The 2,113-nt window shown below is 73.4% G+C and carries 1 protein-coding gene; it reads right to left on the bottom strand.

All coding sequences use genetic code 11. The features are described 5' to 3' along the window. Positions 1-38 precede the first annotated feature (38 nt). Complete coding sequence (locus D455_RS0116735; protein WP_017571863.1) at positions 39-1,880, bottom strand: helix-turn-helix domain-containing protein; 1,842 nt, start codon at positions 1,878-1,880, stop codon at positions 39-41. Positions 1,881-2,113: the final 233 nt, after the last annotated feature.

Genomic DNA, 2,113 nt, shown 5'->3' with positions numbered 1-2,113 from the left:
GAAAGCCGCCTCTCCCGAGCCGCCCCTCCCGCGTCCGTTCAGTCCGCCTCCTGCTGCTCCATCAACAGCTGCAACTGCGTGAACAGACGCTCTCCCGGGTCACCCAGGTCGATCCCGCTCACCGACGCCGCCCTGCGGACCCGGTACCGCAGCGTGTTCGGGTGGATGTGCAGCCGCGCCGCCGCCGCCCGCGCGTCCCCGAACGCCTCCAGGTAGGCCAGCAGCGAATGCACCAGGTCGGCGCCGCCCGCACGGTCGTGCTCGATCAACCGGCTCACCCTCGGGTCCCGCAACGACGGATCCTCGCGCAACCGCGCCAACGTCTCACTGATCAGCACACGCGAGCGCACGTCGGAGATGGTCGCCACCTCCCACTCCGCGCTCCGGTCCGGATCGCGGCCCATGGCGTCCAGCACCCGGTCGGCCTCCGCGCGCGAGTCCGGCACGTCCCCCAGGCGCTCCACCAGCGACCCCACCGCCGCGTGCACCTCCAGCCCCAGCGCGGCGCGCGCCGCGGCCACCGTCTTGCGGGTCAGTGTCAGCACCGACCGCTCCACGCTCCGCCACCCCTCCCGGCCACGCGCCAGGTCCGGCAGCAGCACGTACACCCGCCCGCCCAGCTCGGTCACCAGCGCGCTGCGCCGGTAGGCCGCCGTGTGCACCGACACCAGGTCGATCAGCTGGCGCCGCCGCAGTTCGCGTTCGGGCCGGTCGGGGCGCACCGAACCCTCGTCGCCCGTGCCGTCCACGCCCCCGACCAGCGAGAACGCCACCACCAGGGCGCCCCGGTCGGTGTGCACCTCCACCGTGTCGGCCAGCGCGCTGGCGTCGATCCGCCCCTCCAGCAGGCTCGACAGCAGGTCCTCGCGCAGCCGCAGACCAGCGCTGGTCCGCGTGCGCTGCCGGATCATCTGGAGCGCGGTGGTGCGCGCCGCGCCCAGCAGCGCCTCCTCCGCGTGGTCGCTGAGCGGCCGGTCCCCCTCCTGCACCCAGATCGCGCCCAGCGGCTGGCGTCCGGCGTGGATGCCCACGGCCAGACGGCGCCGGATGCCCAGCTCGGGGTGCTCGTCCACGCGCACCACCTCCTCACCGGCGCGCAGCCTGGCGAACACCCCCCACTCGCGCAGCAGCGCCAGGTAGGACTCCGGACCGCGCCGCCCCAGCACCGACAGCCGCCGCAGTTCGTCCACCTCGGCTCCGCTGGAGTAGGCCAGCACACGGCTCGCCGCGTCCTCGATGCTCACCAGGCCGCCGGTGAGCCGGGCGATCGTCTGCGCCATCGAGAACAGGTCGCCGCTGGCCTCGCTCAGGTCGTCCGAGGTGGTCAGCCGGGCGTCGTCCACGATGGACTGGCACACCGACTGCAACTGGTCCCAGCGCACCTCCGGCCGGACTGCGAGCAGCGCGATCCCGGCCTCCTGCGCCTCGGTGCGCAGTGCCCGCGCCTCGTCGGCGCCGCCCCGGGGCCGGTTCGGCCGCGCACCCGCGGGCGGCGGCAGCAGCTCCTCCTGGGCCGCGTGCGCGCTGGTCTTGACGGCGACCGCCGCGGCGCCCTGCTCCGCCAGCGCCCCGACCAGCCGCCGCGCCGCGGCGCCCCGAGCCCCGATCAGCAGCACCAGGTCCCCCTCGCGCGCCTCCGTCCTGTCCTCCGGGTCGAGGATGACGACGTTGTCCACCCGGACATCGAGCCCGCCCGGTGCGGCGGCCACGTCCACGACGGGGTCGCCGAGCGCCAGCAGCAGTCGGCGCAGGGGGATGCCCGTGGGTTCGTCCCGCGGGGAACCGGTCTGAACAGGAGGGACGCCAGAGGACGGCGCCGTTCGGTGGGGCTCGTCGCCAGCGGTGGGGAACCGGTCGGCTGTCGGGTCGTCATTACTCATATGTGTCTCATTTTGTCCTGGTGAACAAACAAGGTGGGCAAAGAGTGGCCTGGTCCACAAGGTTCGCACGCCCGTGTTCTGGGAGCGTTGAGTCAGCCAACCCTGCTTGCTTCAGGGACATTCTTCACCGGGGAGGTGCCCATGGACGCCGTGACCAACGTCCCTCTGCCGCAGAACGAGCCCGTTCTGTCCTACGCGCCCGGCAGCGCCGAGCGCGAGGAGCTCGTGGCCAA

This window comes from Nocardiopsis halotolerans DSM 44410 (genome assembly GCF_000341065.1).
In the GTDB taxonomy this organism is placed as follows: Bacteria; Actinomycetota; Actinomycetes; order Streptosporangiales; family Streptosporangiaceae; genus Nocardiopsis; species Nocardiopsis halotolerans.
Note: the sequence above shows the minus strand (reverse complement) of the source record. Positions and strands in the feature narration are given on the sequence as shown.